Annotated in this window: 14 protein-coding genes; 8 read left to right on the top strand and 6 right to left on the bottom strand. The window is 54.6% G+C overall.

Translation table 11 applies throughout. The annotated features are described in order from the left end of the window. Window positions 1-12: 12 nt before the first annotated feature. Window positions 13-1080 carry a lambda-exonuclease family protein gene (locus GKG34_RS10005; protein WP_029465836.1) on the bottom strand — a complete coding sequence of 356 codons (1068 nt, stop codon included), beginning with the start codon at window positions 1078-1080 and terminating at the stop codon, window positions 13-15. Window positions 1081-1994: 914 nt separating this feature from the next. Here GKG34_RS10005 and GKG34_RS10000 point away from each other — a divergent pair. Together GKG34_RS10000 and GKG34_RS09995 are read left to right on the top strand one after the other, a co-directional pair. Further along, window positions 1995-2195, top strand: coding sequence for a hypothetical protein (locus GKG34_RS10000; protein ID WP_003501914.1), 201 nt, complete (start codon window positions 1995-1997; stop codon window positions 2193-2195). 52 nt (window positions 2196-2247) lie between these two features. Then, on the top strand, window positions 2248-3480 hold the full coding sequence (locus tag GKG34_RS09995) for a site-specific integrase (RefSeq protein ID WP_006874387.1): 1233 nt from the start codon (window positions 2248-2250) through the stop codon (window positions 3478-3480). A 128-nt stretch (window positions 3481-3608) separates the two neighbouring features. Here GKG34_RS09995 and lysS read toward each other — a convergent pair whose 3' ends face one another. The 4 genes from lysS to GKG34_RS09975 all read right to left on the bottom strand — a co-directional run bounded on the left by lysS (window position 3609) and on the right by GKG34_RS09975 (window position 10533). Further along, entirely contained in the window at window positions 3609-5576 is a 1968-nt protein-coding gene (lysS, locus tag GKG34_RS09990) for a lysine--tRNA ligase (protein ID WP_154256117.1), read from the bottom strand. Window positions 5577-5601: 25 nt separating this feature from the next. Further along, complete coding sequence (gene greA, locus GKG34_RS09985) at window positions 5602-6087, bottom strand: transcription elongation factor GreA (RefSeq protein ID WP_005945007.1); 486 nt, start codon at window positions 6085-6087, stop codon at window positions 5602-5604. 207 nt (window positions 6088-6294) lie between these two features. Further along, entirely contained in the window at window positions 6295-8202 is a 1908-nt protein-coding gene (locus tag GKG34_RS09980) for a hypothetical protein (protein ID WP_154256116.1), read from the bottom strand. Between the two features lie 246 nt (window positions 8203-8448). Continuing rightward, on the bottom strand, window positions 8449-10533 hold the full coding sequence (locus GKG34_RS09975) for an elongation factor G (RefSeq protein ID WP_120081154.1): 2085 nt from the start codon (window positions 10531-10533) through the stop codon (window positions 8449-8451). Between the two features lie 243 nt (window positions 10534-10776). Here GKG34_RS09975 and GKG34_RS09970 point away from each other — a divergent pair, with 243 nt between their 5' ends. Next, window positions 10777-11256 (top strand): dCMP deaminase family protein, encoded by a 480-nt coding sequence (locus tag GKG34_RS09970; RefSeq protein WP_005944992.1) that lies wholly within the window; start codon window positions 10777-10779, stop codon window positions 11254-11256. A gap of 392 nt (window positions 11257-11648) precedes the next feature. After that, entirely contained in the window at window positions 11649-12647 is a 999-nt protein-coding gene (gene argF, locus GKG34_RS09965) for an ornithine carbamoyltransferase (RefSeq protein WP_097777271.1), read from the top strand. Between the two features lie 56 nt (window positions 12648-12703). On the opposite strand, the gene GKG34_RS09960 is transcribed toward argF, so the two are convergent. Then, window positions 12704-13264: a biotin transporter BioY gene (locus tag GKG34_RS09960; protein WP_097781406.1), complete on the bottom strand. Its 561-nt coding sequence runs from the start codon at window positions 13262-13264 to the stop codon at window positions 12704-12706. A gap of 333 nt (window positions 13265-13597) precedes the next feature. Here GKG34_RS09960 and GKG34_RS15695 point away from each other — a divergent pair, with 333 nt between their 5' ends. From GKG34_RS15695 to GKG34_RS09945, 4 genes are all read left to right on the top strand, one after another. Continuing rightward, on the top strand, window positions 13598-13735 hold the full coding sequence (locus tag GKG34_RS15695) for a hypothetical protein (protein WP_005944979.1): 138 nt from the start codon (window positions 13598-13600) through the stop codon (window positions 13733-13735). Window positions 13736-13860: 125 nt separating this feature from the next. After that, entirely contained in the window at window positions 13861-14436 is a 576-nt protein-coding gene (locus tag GKG34_RS09955) for a hypothetical protein (protein ID WP_118526853.1), read from the top strand. Window positions 14437-14558: 122 nt separating this feature from the next. Beyond that, a complete protein-coding gene (locus GKG34_RS09950; RefSeq protein ID WP_044954130.1) occupies window positions 14559-15050 on the top strand; it encodes a sigma-70 family RNA polymerase sigma factor in 492 nt (163 codons plus the stop codon). After that, complete coding sequence (locus GKG34_RS09945) at window positions 15037-16176, top strand: DUF4349 domain-containing protein (RefSeq protein ID WP_154256115.1); 1140 nt, start codon at window positions 15037-15039, stop codon at window positions 16174-16176. The genes GKG34_RS09950 and GKG34_RS09945 overlap by 14 nt, the downstream gene beginning before the upstream one ends. Window positions 16177-16239 lie beyond the last annotated feature (63 nt).

The following is a 16239-nucleotide window of genomic DNA, read 5'->3' as shown; positions in this document are numbered from 1 at the left end:
TTTTTCACCTCACTAAGCGGCCTCCATAATCGAGGCTCTAACACTGAACCGTCTGGATTCGGATACTGTAACAAACTGCTCGTAAATATCCGGATGCTCCAGTTTCAACCGAAGCAGGTTATCCTTGTCGATGACGGACTTGCGAACAGGGGTATAGGTAACCGTATAGTTCACTCCCTCCTGCTCACAGACTGCAGTGCAGCTGGTACCCATTTCCGCAATCAACAGCGCCTTCAGACGCTGAATATCCTTGTCGATTTCTTTGGAGTACACCTCTGCATTTTTCTTTTCATCCAGAAGCCGCAAATACTGCATAAGTTTTGCAGTCATATCCAGGTCGAGTGCAACGGCCGGGGCATTTTTATCTGCCGGGCCAAAGTGTTTGCGTGCGCTCTCAATAATCAAGGCCCCACTTTCTGTATAGGGCGGCGGCACATGGCGCTGGACATGGTTTTCCCAGAAATACTGCTCCAAAAAGACCATCTCAGCCTCATACTCGAAATCACGCTTGACCTCCCGGATAATAACTTCCTCCTCGTTGTTACCATACAGGCAGCAAAAGAAACATCGGTCAAGATCCGTTACTGCCATATAATGACGCCCCTGAGATTCATAGTAGACTGGAACAGTCTCCTTCCCATTCATCCACCAGTTATCTCTGGCATTATAGTTTGTGGTCTTGATCTCAAGGATCGCTGTGGTGCCATCCGGCAGTTCCACAAAGTAGTCCACATCAGCCAGCATCCAAGGATACTGTGGGTGCTGGAACATCTTTTTGATTTGGTAGACCCGATATCCGGTTTTCCGCTCGAATATCTTTGCTACCAGAGGCTCCAGCAAATGCCCCATTTCCATGGCAACCCAGTTGCCCTCATCATCTTCCACTGACGCTATGTTCAGTTTGTCGTAGTACAGATCCCTGGCTGTCCGGAATGGAGAAGTGCCAAAGATTGCTGATACATCGCTGCCGCCGATTCCACGGCGCCGGTAATCCAGCCAGTCTTCTTCTGAAAGATCTGCCGTTTCTACCAGCACCAGCGGTTCATGCCGCTTTCGTTCAGCACTATTGCTGCCAGACATATCAAATCCCCCTTCGTGATCTTCGGGGCAAAATAACTGCCCTCGCCATTGGTGCAACATTTTGGGGCCGGAGCGAAGATACTGCCTGTCTCTTCATCTTCCAGTCCGTGGAGTGTGCCGGCTTGACCCGCCGACCATTCTGCTTTCTTTTCTGCTTCACATTCATGTACATGACCTGCCTTTCTCAGTTTTGATTTATCCTTAAAGCCCTTTCAGGCTTACAGGCAATAAAAAAGCGAGAATGACAGACGGCATAAAGCCTGGCGTCCATAGTTGCCTATGAACCGATGTCATTCTCGCAATGGTGGGTAAATCCCGTAAAATAAAAAAAGCCAGCAATATACCGGCCTGAAAAGGCGCAGTGATACTACTGACACAAGTACAAAATTAACAGCGTGTGCAATGCAGTCATTACTCCGCAACACAAGCCCTAAAGCCTATGTACCCTGACGGGCAACGCACAAAAATCAATTACATTGCAATTCTAACACAATATATAGTGCTTGTCAATTCAAACATTCTATATATTGATTTTGGATTTTCTTTAAATTTTCTTTCCTCTTTGCAGAAGTTCTTTCTTCCCCGCCTATTTATAGGATGTATCGGATCATTTGGTAATACCGGATGATCCCTACGCTCTTTTAGTACCTTGACAAGTTCATAACCTCTATGGGGAGTTATACAGGAATTCTGGACAGTGTGCGATGACCACAGAAGCGCGCCCATAATCGAAGTGTTGCACAGCAGCAGCCTGAAATACACGGCAGAACCGTTCTGGCGTAGGAAATGGCCCCATTAGAGTTCTTTTGTTATTTCAATACTTCCTGACCTCAAGACCGTTTTCATTGTTTTTGTTGAAAACCTTCTTCTACAAATCGTAAGGGATCATTGTAATCGAAAAAAGGAGGACGATTATGGAGAAAAGAAAACCGAATGACCTACCGCCGGAGCAGTGCTTGGCTGTTGATACCGATACCCTTTGCAAACTGTTGTGCTGTGGAAGGCACACTGCAGTACAGATTGGGGATCTTGCCAATGCACGCATTACCATGAACACCCGTGTCCTATGGAGTGTCCAGCGTATCAAAGAATATCTTTATGATATTTCCGGCTAAATAACCATGCCAGTAAGGCGCACTACACTTTTATAATCAGGAGGTACCAGTAATGGCAAAAGTGAGAAAAGACAACAAAGGACGAAATCTTCGGCCCGGAGAAACACAACGGGCAGATGGCAGCTATATGTATGTCTACAAATTAGGCACTAAAAAGAAATATCTCTACGACTCCGATCTCGCAAGTCTTCGTGTCAAAGAAAAGCAGATCAACAAAGATAAGGATGATGGCATCCGTACTCAGGAAGCCATGAAGCTTACCCTGAATGATATGTTCAAGGTCTACATGAATAACAACATCAAACTGAAGCCCTCTACCAGAGCAAATTATCTTTACCTGTGGGACTTCTATGTGAAAGAAGAGCCTTTCGCTAACATGCCTCTTCCACAAATCCACAGAAGTGATATTCTCGCGTTTTATACCAAACTGCTGAAACACGGCTTTGCTATCAACTCACTGGAGAGCATCAACACCATTGTTCACCCTACGCTTGAAATGGCCGTGGACGACGATTACATCCGCAAAAATCCCAGCAAGGGCATTTACCGCAAGCTCAAGACGGATGGCAGCGCTCCAAAGCCTAAACGGCGGATCGCACTCACTAAAACGCAACAGCAGAATTTCCTGCGTTTTATTGCCAAGTCCCCTACATACAGCCATTGGCTCCCCATCATGACTGTGCTCCTTGGAACAGGAATGCGTGTAGCAGAATGTACCGGCATTACCAAAAGCGATATTAACTTGAGCGAAAACACAATCTCCGTCAACCACAACTTAATCTACCGGGTCATTGACGGAAAAGCCGGATTTCACATTACCACTCCCAAAACTGAGAGCGGTACACGAATTATCCCTATCCTCTATCCAGAGGTGGCCGAGCAGCTTCGCCTCCAGATTGAAACCATCGACGCATTGTATCCAGACGATCAACTGGTGTTAGGAGGAGTTCACGGTTTTGTTTTCCGCAACAGAACCGGCTCATTCATGAGCGCCCACAATATCAATCGGGCGATTGAGAGAATCAGCGTAACTTACAACATGGAGGAAATGGATCAGGCTGAACTGGAAGACCGTGAACCGGATCTGCTCCCTCATTTTAGTGTTCACAACTTGCGGCACACCTTCTGTACCCGGCTCTGCGAAAGCACCAACGATGTTAAATTCATTCAGCAAGTCATGGGGCATGCCGATTTCTCTACTACAATGGACATCTACACCCATATCACACAAGAGAATATGCAGGAGAAGGCAAAAAACATTAGTGTGAACATGAAGCTGATGTAAAAAGAAAGGCGAATCTGCATTTTATAAGCAGATCCGCCTTTCATATTGCTTCATCCGGTTTCGTAGGGTCTCGCGCAAAAGTTGTAGAAAAGTTGTAGTAACGCGATTTTTTGTAGTAAATGACCTCTTTAGTACAGCTTTGCTCCTGCCGGAATACTGTCATCCAGCATCAAAAGATTTAAGCCTTCCCGTCCGTCATACTCGTACACTGCAGAAATCAGCATACCCTCGGAATCAATACCCATCATCTTTCTCGGCGGCAGGTTTGTGATTGCCACACAGGTCTTACCAACCAGCTCTTCCGGCTCGTAATACTCGTGAATACCGCTTAAAATGGTGCGTTTCCGGTCTGTTCCGTCATTCAGTGTGAATTTCAAGAGCTTCTTGGACTTCGGCACTGCCTCACAGGCTTCGATCTTAACCACTCTGAAATCAGACTTGCTGAATGTCTCAAAGTCTACATCATCTGCAAACAAAGGCTCGATTTTCACCTTGGAAAGATCAATCTGTACGCTTGGCGCGGACACAGTTGCATCCTCTGCAGAACCATTTACCGCTGCTTTTTCGGCTTTGTTTTCAGCCCGCTTTGGTTCCAGGGTCTTCATTGTCGGGAACAGCAGCACATCGCGGATGGAGGCGCTGTCGGTGAGTAGCATCACCAGACGGTCCACGCCGAAGCCCAGACCGCCCGTGGGGGGCAGACCGTACTCCAGTGCGTTCACGTAGTCGTAGTCCACCTGTGCCTTGCAGTCGGGCTCGATGGCCTTGCGCTCGGCCACCTGACGCTCAAAGCGGCCCTTCTGGTCGATGGGGTCGTTCAGCTCGCTGAAGGCGTTGCCGTACTCGGTGCAGTCGATGAAATACTCAAAGCGCTCGGTGAAGGCGGGGTCGTCCGGCTTGCGCTTTGCCAGCGGGCTGATCTCCACGGGGTAGTCGTAGATGAAGGTGGGCTGGATGAGCTTGTCCTCCACGAAGGCATCGAAGAACTCAGCCAGAATGGAACCCTTGGTGGGCACCTCGGGCAGCTCCACGTGGTGCTCCTTGGCGGCGGCGATGGCATCCTCGTCGGACTTCCAGTCGTTGAAGTCCACGCCGGAGTACTTCTTCACGGCTTCCACCATGGTCAGGCGCTCCCAGTGGCCCATGTCGATCTGCTTGCCCTGATAGGGGATGACCATGCTGCCGCAGATCTTCTGGGCAAGGCGCTTGTACAGCTCCTCCACCAGATCCATCATGCCGTGGAAGTCGGTGAAGGCCTGATACAGCTCGATGCTGGTGAACTCCGGGTTGTGCTTGGGGTCCATGCCCTCGTTGCGGAAGATGCGGCCCACCTCGTACACGCGGTCCATGCCGCCCACGATCAGGCGCTTGAGGTACAGCTCGGTCTCAATGCGCAGCACCATGTCCATGTTCAGGCTGTTGTGATGGGTGTAGAAGGGGCGTGCGGATGCGCCGATCTCGAAGGGGGTCAGGATGGGGGTGTCCACCTCCAAAAAGCCCTTTTCGTCCAGATAGGCGCGGATCTCCTTCAGGATCTGGCTGCGCTTCACGAAGGTGTCCTTCACCTCGGGGTTTGCAATCAGGTCCACGTAGCGCTGACGGTAACGCATCTCGGTGTCGGTCAGGCCGTGGAACTTCTCGGGCAGGGGGCGCAGGCTCTTGGCCAGCAGGGTCAGCTCGGTGGCGCGCACGCTCAGTTCGCCGGTCTTGGTGCGGAACACCTCGCCCTTCACGCCGATGATATCGCCCACGTCCAGCTTCTTGAAAGCGGCGTAAGGCTCTTCGCCCAGCTCATCGCGGCGGACGTACAGCTGAATGTCGCCCTTATCGTCCCGCAGGTGGGCAAAGCTTGCCTTGCCCATTACGCGCTTGGACATCATACGGCCAGCCAGCGCCACGGTCTTGCCGCTGTCGGTCTCGTTGGGCAGGTCGGCAAACTCGGCCTTCAGGTCGGCAGAGTAGGCATCCTGCGGGTACTTGGTCAGGGTGAAGGGGTCGTGGCCTGCAGCCTGCAGGTCGGCCAGCTTCTGGCGGCGCACCTGCACCTGCTCGCTCTCGGACAGGCCCTGCGCCGGGTTCTTCTTTTGTTCTTCCATGGTTTCTCCTATTCGTTTGGCCTGCTCAGCCTGCAGCGTGGGTAATGTTCAGCACGGTGTACTCCACGGTGTGGCCGGTGGGCAGCAGCACTTCGGCCTTGTCGCCCACAGCCTTGCCCAGCAGAGCGTGGCCCACGGGGCTTTCGTCGCTGATCTTGCCGTTCAGGGGGTCGGCTTCGGTGCGGCCCACAATGTCGTACTCCTCGTTCTCGTCCTCGCCGGTCATGAGGATGGTGACGTGGGTGCCCACAGAGACATTGTCCACGCTCAGCTCGCTCTCATCAATGATGACGGCGTTCTTGATCATCTGCTCCAGTTCGGTGATGCGGTTCTCCACCAGACCCTGCGTATTCTTGGCCTCGTCGTACTCGCTGTTCTCGGAAAGGTCGCCGTGGCTGCGTGCTTCCTTGATCTCTTCGGCCAGCTCCTTGCGGCGCACCGTTTTGAGGTATTCCAGTTCCTCCTGCATTGCCTTCAGACCGGCAGCGGACATCTTGATCTCTTGTGCCATTTGAGAATCTCTCCTTGTCTCTATTTGTGCTGTGCAGCCGCAAAGCCGCACAAGAATGCCATTTTGACTACATTATTATAATAGCAGGCGGCTGCTTTGTCAACAAAAAAGGCGGCGGTAGGGCAGAAAAATGTGTCGGCTGGAGCAAATAACGGAACAGCCCGCTCTTCAAAAAAGGAGAACGGGCTGTTTTGATTCCATTGGGTGTTACTTGGTAGACGGTTTCATCTGCTGTGCCTTTTTCCACGCGCGAATGGCTTTTACGGTGGAGACCGGCACATGGGGGTCGAATTTGTCCGGATGCTCACTGCTGCGCAGCGTCATCAGCTCGTTTTCAATTGCCCACTGTGCAGCCTGCTGCGCATCGGTGTCGTCGGTGTCGATATCGGTATAAGCGGCTTCGGCAGCAGGAGCAGGCTGTCCAGCATCCTTCCAGAGCACTTCGGCCAGTTCGATGCGAGTTTCCGGGATGGCGGTACCCTTGGGCAGATGATGGATCAGCCACAGCTCGGTGCCCAGCTGATGCAGCCCGCCCACCAGCAGTGCACCGCCAATGATCGTTACCGCAGTGCTGATGCCAGGGTCAACAGGGGCGTCGACAGGGGCGTCGTCGATCGTGGGAGCGCTGGGGCGGTACTGTGCAGTCAGTGTGATGTCCTGATCGGGCATGTGAAAAGATGTTTCGCTTGCAGTCAGATCAAAGCCTGTGCTGGTCAGATCAGGCAGAGCACTGGCAGGGGAGACCACCCACTGTTCAAACTCCAAGCCGTCTTTAGGAGCCGGGGCGGCAGACAGATTAACCGGCAGTCCGTCATGGATCTGTGTTGTAGGGGACAGTGCGGTAGTGCCGCCGTCGATGGATGCAGTGCCGGATACGACATTCACGAAGTAGCCGGTTCGCTTAACAAGTTCCTGGTAGCCGGTTTCATCTCCATTATCGTGGAACACAGCAACAGTATCGGCATTATTGCTGTGTAGTTTCAACTTCTTTTGGCTGTCAGCATTGCCGGTTGTTGTAATAGGGCGGGGAAGTTGAAGATCGCTGTCCATAACCAGAACAGTTGCTTCATCTTCGTAGTCATCGGCAATGGTGATCAACTGATCTTCTTCCATACAGATATCATTGGTATTATTCTCGAAATGCACATCTCTACCAATGAAAACAGATTTCGGGTTTGATTGTACTTTAACGCCATAGAGACTGTTGCTGATTGTTCCGCCGGTGATATTAACGGTTGCGTTGGCAGCGCTGCGGATAGCAGCAGAATTTTGGGACTTTACGGTTCCACTTTTGAAATTGAACGTTGCGCCAGATACGACTGCAATCGTAACATACGTTCCTTGCATGCCTTCCAGCAGAATTTTTTTTCCGTTTTGTTCTTCAATCGTTGTGTTGTCTCCAGTATCAAGCGCACGGCCACCTACCAGATTCTGAATAGTACCGCCATGGATATACACTTGCTTATCGTGGTTCAGATTGATAGTGGGAGAACGAGGCGACTCGTTTATGAATGTTCCGTCGTTGATTTCAATCTCTTGACTGGATTCTCCGTAAATAACACTGCGTGAATCTGAATGAAAATACCCATCATTGATTGTTAAAACGCTGTTGGGACGAGTGACAATGACATAGCTGGTGGATGTTGTATAGCGTCCACTGCCGTTGATTTCTACCGTACCGGAATTGGATACGATAGATGAATTGCTATTAAACTGACCGTCATTGATCACGGCCTTTGCACCGGAGGATACTGTGATCAGGGGATGGGTTGTTGAAATAGCATTAGAATAGCCAAGTAAGTAGTCAGAACCTTCAAGAACGAGAGTGCCTTGATTTACGACAATAAAATTATTCTGATTTTGTGCGATATTGATGTTGCCCATCATGCGAAGGGTGACAGTGCAATTCGGGGCGTCAATCACAAGATACCCCTGTGCATTTTCGCTGGGCAGCAGATCATAGGTGGCAGTCTCTGTGATTGTGACCTTAGCGTTAGAGGTGAGGTCGAGCTCATTACTGCCCGTCTCCGCCGCAAATGCAGAGACTGCCCCGACAGGCAGAAATGTCAGTGCCATGCTGAATGCCAGCAGCAGGCTGATAAGTCGCGTTTTCATATAAATTCCCCCTTGATACGACTTTTGCGGGTGGATCTTGTCTGCGCGGATCGTGGACAAAAAAGATTCACCAATCTTTATTCTACCCCCCCAACAGAAATCAAGGATTTTAGACAAGATTGGAAGGATGCCTAAAAATGGCAGAGATTTTTAGAGGATCTGAGAAAAATAACAACAAAAATCCCCGCCGACAGAGGGAAAAAGGTGTCGGCGGGGATCGGGGAAATGTCCTATTCAGTTAGAGAATCAATCGTCTGCGCTCTCGTCCAGATTGCCCAGCTTCTTGGCCTGCTCCACAACGGCAGGCACCAGCATCTCGGGCAGAACCTCGTAGCGGGCAAACTCGGTGGTGAACCATCCGCGGCCCTGCGTGGTCTGCCGGATGAAGGTGGTAAAGTTTGCAAGCTCTGCCAGCGGCACTTCAGCGATGATGGTCTGCAGGCCGTCCTCGTCCGGCTCCATGCCCAGCACGCGGCCGCGGCGCTTGGTCACATCGCCCATGATATCGCCGGTGTTGTCGTTTGGCACATGAGCCTTCAGGGTGTGGATGGGTTCCAGAATGACCGGGCCGGCCTCCGGCATAGCGGCCTTGTAAGCCAGCTTTGCGGCCATAATAAAGGCCATCTCGGAGCTGTCCACCGGGTGGTAGCTGCCGTCCAGCAGGGTGGCTTTCAGGCCCACCACGGGGTAGCCTGCAAGCACGCCCTTTTCGGCGGCAAGGCGCACGCCCTTTTCAACAGCCGGGAAGAAGTTCTTGGGCACGCTGCCGCCGAACACCTTCTCCTCAAACACGACCTGCTCGCTGTCGCAGGGCTCGAAGTTGATGATAACATCACCGAACTGGCCGTGACCGCCGGTCTGCTTCTTATGACGGCCCTGCTTCTGGCAGGCCTTGCGGATGGATTCGCGGTAGGCGATGCGGGGTGCTTCCAGCCCGATCTCCACGCCGAACTTGTTCTTGAGTTTGGCCTTCACCACGTCCAGATGCTGCTCGCCCAGACCGCCGATCACCTGCTGATGGGTCTCGGCGTTGTTCTCGTAGCTCAGGGTGGGGTCTTCTTCCATCAGGCGGGCCAGCGCGCTGCTGATCTTGCCCTCGTCGCCCTTCTTGGCCACAGTGACGGCCATGAACAGGCTGGGCTTGGGGAACACGGGGGCGGGCAGCTTGACCACGCGCTCAGCGTCGCACAGGGTGTCGCCGGTCTTGGCGCTCACCAGCTTTGCCACTGCGCCGATGTCACCGGCAATGATGCCGTCGGAGTCCACCTGCTTTTTGCCAATGACGGTGAGGGGCTTGGAGATCTTCTCCACATCGCCGGTGCGGGCGTTGGTGAGGGGTTCGCCTGCAGTCACCTTGCCGCTGACCACGCGCAGGTAGCTCAGCTTGCCCACGAACGGGTCGGCCACGGTCTTGAACACGTAGGCGGCGGTAGGCTCGTCCACGGTGCAGTGCAGTTCCACCGGCTCGCCGGCGGCATCCTCGGCCAGCGTGCTGGCTTCGTGCTCCGGGCTGGGCAGCAGCTTGTGCATGTTGAACAGCAGCATATCCAGCGCCTGCTGGTTCACGGCGCTGCCGCAGAACACGGGGGTGATCAGGCCGTCCTTGACGCCCTTGCGCATGCCTTCCACGATCTCCTCGGTGGTGAAGGCTTCACCGCCGAAGAACTTTTCCATCAGCTCATCGTCAGTTTCGGCGATGGCTTCGCTCATGGCCTCGATCAGGCCCTGAAAACGGTGGCCGATGTCCGGCAGGTCCACCTGGATCTGCTTGCCGCCCTCGTACTTGAAGGCCTTCTGGCTGAACAGATTGATGTACACGGGGGTGCCGTCGTCCAGCTTGGCGGGCACCACGCAGGGGCAGACGGTGGAGCCGAACTTGATCTTCATATCCTCAAGGATCTTGAAGTAGTTGGCATTCTCCAGATCGCACTTGGAGACGAACACCATGGTAGCCTTGCCATTCTTGCGGGCCAGCTGGAACGCCTTTTCCGCACCCACAGTCACGCCGCTGCGGCCGGACACCACCACCAGTACGCTCTCGGCGGCACGGATGCCCTCGTACTCACCGGCCTCGAAGTCGAACAGGCCCGGCGCATCGATCAGGTTGTACTTGATGCCCTCGTACTCCACGGGGACGACCGATGCAGACAGGCTGGCCTTGCGCTTTGCTTCCTCGGGGTCAAAGTCCGAAACAGTAGTGCCGTCCTCGACCCGGCCCATACGCTCGGCAGCGCCCGAAAAATAGACCAGCGCCTCGGTGAGCGTGGTCTTGCCGCTGCCGGCATGACCGGCAATCAGGATATTGCGGATGTTGTTGCTTGCGTATTTCATATCGGTTTTTCCCTCATTTCCGCCGCACGGAGCATTCTCTCCGCTTTTGTGGCATATTTTACAAAGATAATACCACACTTAAAATGATTTTTAAATATTTCGTTTGAAAATTCTGACGAATCAAGCGCCAAACTTCGGGGCAGTGTTTTGTGCAAGTTGCACGGCAGTGCCAAAGTTTATTGTAAAATCCACAGCGATACGCTATAATAAAAGGCAGAATACAGGCACAAGGAGCATACCAAAATGAAACGCACGGATTACATCAACTGGGATGAATATTTCATGGGCATTGCGCTGCTCACGGCCATGCGCTCCAAGGACCCCAACAGTCAGGTGGGCGCGTGCATCGTCAGCTCGGAAAACAAAATTCTGTCCTTGGGCTACAACGGTATGCCCATTGGCTGCAGCGACGACGAGATGCCCTGGGAGCGGGAGGGCGCACCGCTGGACACCAAGTATATGTACGTGTGCCACGCCGAGCTGAACGCCATCCTCAACAGCGCCCACAATAACCTGAAAGGTGCGCGGGTGTACGTGACGCTGTTCCCCTGCAACGAGTGCACCAAGGCCATCATCCAGTCGGGCATTGCCGAGGTGGTGTACTACGGCGACAAGTACCACGACAGCGATTCCAGCGTGGCGGCGCGGTTCATGTTCAAAAAGGCCGGCGTGAAGCTGACTGCCTATCAGTCCACCGGACGGAAGGCCGAGCTGGAGCTGTAAAGTGTGAATTTTTTCATAGCATCTTGACTTTTGCGCCGGATTGCATATACTAAAGATAGAAAGTTGGTAAGGTTAGATCACCGGCTCACAAAAAGCGAACCCCCGTAGAGTTGCAGCTCCGCGGGGGTTCTTTGTGCTTACTTGCCCTTTCTGTGACTCTCAAGCCACTTGCACAGGTAGGTTGCAGCTACCTGCGCTGCGACAGCCACGATAAAGTTGGTAAAAATGTCGATCATCCGGCTCACCTCCCTTCTGTTGCCAGAATGGAGAAGGGCAGCACGATTAGTATAACATATCCGACAGGGTATTGCAATTTTTACAGGATATCATTATAATAGAGCTATATCTCGAATAAATATTCAACAATGCTTGCATAGAGAGGGAAATATACAATGAGTCTGAAGAACCGCAGCTTTTTGAAGCTATTGGACTACACCCCTGCCGAGATCGAAGAATTGCTGGACCTTGCCGCAGACCTGAAGGCAAAAAAGAAGGCCGGCATCCGCCACAATGACCAGCTGGCAGGCAAGAACATCGCCCTGATCTTTGAAAAGACCTCCACCCGCACCCGTTGCAGCTTCGAGGTCGCTGCCCACGATCTGGGCATGGAAGTGACCTACCTTGACCCGTCCGGCAGCCAGATCGGCAAGAAGGAGTCCATCGCCGACACTGCCCGTGTGCTGGGCCGCATGTTCGACGGCATCGAGTACCGCGGCTATGGCCAGCAGATCGTGGAAGACCTTGCCCACTACGCCGGTGTGCCGGTGTGGAACGGCCTGACCAACGAGTTCCATCCCACCCAGATCCTGGCCGACTTCCTCACCATCCGGGAGCACTTTGGCCACCTGAAGGGCATCAACTTCGTTTACTTCGGCGATGCCCGCTACAACATGGGCAACAGCCTGATGGTGGGCTGCGCCAAGATGGGCCTGAACTTCACTGCCTGTGCACCCAAGAAGTACCAGCCGGACGCTGCCCTCGTGGCCGAGTGCCAGAAGATCGCTGCCGAGACCGGTGCCACCCTCACCTTTGAGGAGGACCCCGCCAAGGCCGCCAAGGGTGCCGACGTGCTGTACACCGATGTGTGGGTGTCCATGGGTGAGCCGGTGGAGGTGTGGGCTGAGCGCATCAACGACCTTGCCGCCTACCAGATCAACCAGCAGCTGATGGACATTGCAGGCCCGCACGCTGTGTTCATGCACTGCCTGCCCGCCTTCCACGACCACAAGACCACCGTGGGCAAGGAGATGGGCGAGCGCTTTGGTCGCGATGCCATGGAAGTGACCGATGAAGTGTTTGAAGGCCCCCAGAGCATCGTGTTCGACGAAGCCGAGAACCGGATGCACACCATCAAGGCCGTGATGGCTGCGACCCTTGGCTATGTAAAATAACGGATCACAAATAAAAAAGGGAGGCTGCGTTTGCAGTCTCCCTTTTGCTTTTCCTGTTAGGCTTCCTTCAGCTTCAGCACGCCAGCCTGTACCAGACGCTTGCGCAGCAGTGCACCCACGATGCAGCTCACCACGATCTTGGCGAGGTCCAGCGCAATGAACGGGTACACGCACACCGAAAGCGCATAGCCCAGCTCGCACTGCATCTGGAACACGAACCATGCGGTGCCCAGCACGTAGCAGGCGGCATCGCCCAGCACAAGGCCGATGCCGGAGATCACCGGCTGGCCCTTGCTCTTTTCGATGAACAGACCGCCGATGAAGGCCAGCAGCAGGTAGCCCACCAGATAGCCGCCGGTGGGGCCTGCCAGCTTGGCAATGCCCGCGCCGTAGCCGGAGAACACCGGCACGCCCACAAGGCCGATGAGCAGGTACACCGCCACGCTCAGCGTGCCGAACTTTGGCCCCAGCAGCCATGCGGTCAGGCAGATGACAAAGTTTGACAGCGAAATGGGGATGGCTCCGATGGGCACGCTCAGCGGGCCAAGCACGCACAGCGCGGCGGCCATCAGCGCAGTGACAGCCATCTGATAGGTGGTCAGTTTTTTGTTTTTCATAGAATAGAATTCCCCTCTGTTAAAAATTTACAAGGCATCTGTGCTCGAGTATAGCGCAGCGGGAGACAGATGGTCAACAATAAAGTTTCGAGGGGGTTTACAATAAAAACTCCCGGCACACTGACCGGGGGACAAAACACATTGTGTCGAGTCGGGAAATGTGATATACTGTCAATAAGGCGCTGATTGCAAAGTTGGTGGTCATGCTTTCTGTCCCGTTATCGCTGATTCTTCTTATCTAGTTTTCTACTTAGGATGAAGCAGAGGTTCCGGGAGGAAACTTTTTTGCAAGTGCCCTGCCCGGAGCCTTGAAGGCGAAGGGAGGGATGTCGGATGACTCTTTTGGAGACTCTCGCATTGCTCACGTTCATTCTCACACTGTTGAGCCTGATCGTGGATGTGATCCGCCTGACCATTGAGGTCGTGGCAAAGTTTTCCCAGAAGAAAGACGATGATAACAAAAAAGATTGACCGCCCTGCTTCCAAACTGTGCGGTCAATCTTTTTGACAAGCGGGATGGAAAGCTGACCCTTGCAGTCAGCGCCCCTTCTGTATTTATTATACCGCATCAGCGTTATTTGTCAAGGAGGTTCCCTATGGGTGGAGGACACGTATCGCGCCCCGATTTCGGGATGCCGCAGCCGGACCCGGCCTACCCACTGACCGAGTTCTACCTGCTTTTGCAGCACGCACTGGACAAAGCGGGCCGCTTTGCGCTGCCTGCGCTGTATGCCCGCGTGCAGGCACCGGCCCGGCACATCTATCTGGACGAGGCGCGGGAATATTTGAGCCTTTCGCCTACCGGGCGGGAGGGGGATATCCGCCTGCTGGCCGAGGGCAGTCTGCAGCTGCTGTACAGCACCCTGCACGTCCAGCCGGACGGCACGCCTGCAGCCCTGCTGCTCACCGAGGAGTGCACCCGCGCCACGGTGGCGGTGCAGCTGCTGCCGCCCTTTGTGTGGGAGGACCCGCTGCCGCCGCTGCCGGACACCCCTGCGGCGCTGACGCTGCAGCTGACCATGCAGGATGTGATGCAGGCCGATACCGACCCGGCAGCGCTGGGCAGAAAGCTGGCTGGCACAGCGGCGAACAAGCGCTGGCTGCACCATCCGAAGGCCGAGACCTTCCTTGCAGAACGGGTGGCCCTGCTGCAGAGAGTATATAAAAGGTGATTTTCATAAATTTTTCCAGCAATGCAATCTTCGGGGGCGTTCAGCCGTGTATAGGGTGAATGTCCCCCGTGGAACACGAATTCCACCAGCCCTGTACAGGCGGTAAAGGAGAGCTTGAAACTATGGGACAGCTGACCAGAAACGAAGTATTTACGCTGGCAGTGCAGAAATACAGCGATGCTGTTTACCGCGCTGCCATACACAACAGCCGATGCACAGCCGATGCCGAGGACGTGGTGCAGGATGTCTACGAGAAGCTCCTGCATTATAATGGTACGTTTGAGAGTGAGGAGCACCTCAAGGCGTGGCTGCTGCGGGTGGCCATCAACCGCTGCCGGGACCTGACCCGCGCAGCCCATCAGAAGGACACCGAGCTGGACGAGAACCTGCCCGCGCCCGATGCGTTTGAGGACGGCAGTGTGCTGGACGCAGTGCGCGCCCTGCCGGAAAACTACCGCAATGCCATCTATCTGCATTACTACGAGGGGTACACGGCGGCGGAAATCGGCCGGATGATGGGCGCACCGTCCAACACGGTGCTGAGCTGGCTGCGGCGTGCCCGGGCGCAGTTACATACGATGCTGAAGGAGGAGATCGAAGATGAGGTGGTATGAGTACAAGATGGAGACGGACGACCTCTACGCCCCGGACGATCTGAAGGCAAAGCTGCTGGCCATGACCGACCAGTTGACCGAAGAAGAAAAGGCCCAGCCCATGATGAAAACCGCCGCACCGGTACCGGCTCAGTCCGCCCCGGTGCAGCCGAAGAAGAAACTGATCCGCTTCCCCGCAAAGCGGGTGGGCGCACTGGCGGCCTGCCTTGCTGTGTGCGTGGTAGGCTATGGTGCTTTTGCCACCGGACAAATCGGCCTTGGCGCAAAGAGCAGCAGTCCGGCGGTCTATTATTCTGCGGACAGTACTGCGGCGGGGATGGCGGCAGGCGGCGCGGACCGCGCCGCTGTGGACAGCCCCATGGCAGCCGATTACAGTCTGAACACCATGGCGCTGGAAAGCGGCGCAGACAACGGCACCGCTGTTTATTCGGAGGACGATGCGGCAGCAGCGGCCCACAGCACCGACCACGCAAAGATCATCTACACCGCGAACCTCAGCCTGGAAAGCAAGGACTACGACGCAGCCCGCGCTGCGCTGGATGCTGCCCTTGCTGAAGCGGGCGGCTATCTGGAATCCAGCAGTGAATACTCGGATGCCGGTGACAGCCGCAGTGTCAGCCTGACCTACCGGGTGCCGCAGCAGAACTACGAGAACTTTCTTGCCGCCGTGGCCGAAGCAGGCAACGTGACCTACAAAAACCAGCAGGCCGACGACGTGACCGCCCAGTACATGGACGTGGAGACCCGGCTTGAGAATCTCAAGAACCAGCGAACCCGCCTGCAGCAGCTGCAGCAGCAGGCCGACAACCTCTCCGACCTGCTTGAGATCGAGTCCAGCCTGACGGATGTGCAGAGCCAGATCGAGAGCTGGCAGAGCCAGATGGACTGGTACAACGATCAGGTGGAAGAGTGCACCGTGTACGTGAGCCTGAGCGAGGTGAGCACCTACTCGCCGCCCAGCGAGGGCTTCGGCAGCCGCTTTGTCAGCGCCCTTTCCGCTGGCTGGCAGAACTTTGTGGGTGGCCTGCAGCAGGTCATCGTTGCCCTTGCCGGTGCATGGCCGGTGGTGGTGATCGCAGCCGCCGCCTGCGCAGGGTTCGTGGTTTGGAAAAAGAAGAAAAAATAAATCAAAAAAATACTTGACATCCGCCCGCCCTTGTGGTATTATACTTGAGCAGTCAGCGAGAAC

The organism is Faecalibacterium sp. BIOML-A4, assembly GCF_009679665.1.
Lineage (GTDB): Bacteria > Bacillota > Clostridia > Oscillospirales > Ruminococcaceae > Faecalibacterium > Faecalibacterium taiwanense.
The sequence above is the reverse complement of the archived record's forward strand: the minus strand, read 5'-3'. Positions and strand labels throughout refer to the sequence as shown.

Coding starts and splice junctions, on each gene's coding strand:
- GKG34_RS10005 (WP_029465836.1), bottom strand. CDS start 1,080: ATGTCTGGCAGCAATAGTGCTGAACGAAAGCGGCATGAACCGCTGGTG.
- GKG34_RS09945 (WP_154256115.1), top strand. CDS start 15,037: ATGAGGTGGTATGAGTACAAGATGGAGACGGACGACCTCTACGCCCCG.
- GKG34_RS09960 (WP_097781406.1), bottom strand. CDS start 13,264: ATGAAAAACAAAAAACTGACCACCTATCAGATGGCTGTCACTGCGCTG.
- argF (WP_097777271.1), top strand. CDS start 11,649: ATGAGTCTGAAGAACCGCAGCTTTTTGAAGCTATTGGACTACACCCCT.
- lysS (WP_154256117.1), bottom strand. CDS start 5,576: ATGGAAGAACAAAAGAAGAACCCGGCGCAGGGCCTGTCCGAGAGCGAG.
- GKG34_RS09980 (WP_154256116.1), bottom strand. CDS start 8,202: ATGAAAACGCGACTTATCAGCCTGCTGCTGGCATTCAGCATGGCACTG.
- GKG34_RS09970 (WP_005944992.1), top strand. CDS start 10,777: ATGAAACGCACGGATTACATCAACTGGGATGAATATTTCATGGGCATT.
- GKG34_RS09950 (WP_044954130.1), top strand. CDS start 14,559: ATGGGACAGCTGACCAGAAACGAAGTATTTACGCTGGCAGTGCAGAAA.
- GKG34_RS15695 (WP_005944979.1), top strand. CDS start 13,598: ATGACTCTTTTGGAGACTCTCGCATTGCTCACGTTCATTCTCACACTG.
- greA (WP_005945007.1), bottom strand. CDS start 6,087: ATGGCACAAGAGATCAAGATGTCCGCTGCCGGTCTGAAGGCAATGCAG.
- GKG34_RS10000 (WP_003501914.1), top strand. CDS start 1,995: ATGGAGAAAAGAAAACCGAATGACCTACCGCCGGAGCAGTGCTTGGCT.
- GKG34_RS09955 (WP_118526853.1), top strand. CDS start 13,861: ATGGGTGGAGGACACGTATCGCGCCCCGATTTCGGGATGCCGCAGCCG.
- GKG34_RS09975 (WP_120081154.1), bottom strand. CDS start 10,533: ATGAAATACGCAAGCAACAACATCCGCAATATCCTGATTGCCGGTCAT.
- GKG34_RS09995 (WP_006874387.1), top strand. CDS start 2,248: ATGGCAAAAGTGAGAAAAGACAACAAAGGACGAAATCTTCGGCCCGGA.